Below are 490 nucleotides of genomic sequence, written 5' to 3'. Positions count from 1 at the left end.
CGGTTAGAGGTTCGACTCCTCTAGGGTGCATAAAGAGATTTGACTTTTTTTGTATTTGTGATATAATGATTTTATATTCATAGAAAGAGCACCCTTAGCTCAACTGGATAGAGTACCTGACTACGAATCAGGCGGTTAGAGGTTCGACTCCTCTAGGGTGCATAGAAAAGAAGTCTCCTAGGACTTCATTTTTTCTATCCATACGGGAAGTAGCTCAGCTTGGTAGAGTACTTGGTTTGGGACCAAGGTGTCGCAGGTTCGAATCCTGTCTTCCCGATACTATGGCGGTGTAGCTCAGCTGGCTAGAGCGTCCGGTTCATACCCGGGAGGTCGGGGGTTCGATCCCCTTCGCCGCTATAATTGATCTTGTTGGACCTTTAGCTCAGCTGGTTAGAGCTCTCGGCTCATAACCGAGTGGTCGTAGGTTCAAGTCCTACAAGGTCCATTTTGTTATATTGTGGAGGATTACCCAAGTTCGGCTGAAGGGAAC

General features: G+C 47.1%; 4 tRNA genes. All 4 read left to right on the top strand.

Going from position 1 to position 490, the window contains the following annotated elements:
* Nucleotides 1–88: 88 nt before the first annotated feature.
* A tRNA-Arg gene (locus HMPREF2634_RS09525) sits at nucleotides 89–162 on the top strand.
* 41 nt (nucleotides 163–203) lie between these two features.
* Nucleotides 204–277: transfer RNA gene (locus HMPREF2634_RS09520), tRNA-Pro, on the top strand.
* A 6-nt stretch (nucleotides 278–283) separates the two neighbouring features.
* A tRNA-Met gene (locus HMPREF2634_RS09515) sits at nucleotides 284–357 on the top strand.
* 14 nt (nucleotides 358–371) lie between these two features.
* Nucleotides 372–445 (top strand) — tRNA-Ile (locus tag HMPREF2634_RS09510).
* Nucleotides 446–490 lie beyond the last annotated feature (45 nt).

The organism is Streptococcus sp. HMSC034B03, from assembly GCF_001838575.1.
Taxonomy (GTDB): Bacteria; Bacillota; Bacilli; order Lactobacillales; family Streptococcaceae; genus Streptococcus; species Streptococcus anginosus.
This window is presented reverse-complemented; position numbering and strand designations above follow the sequence as displayed.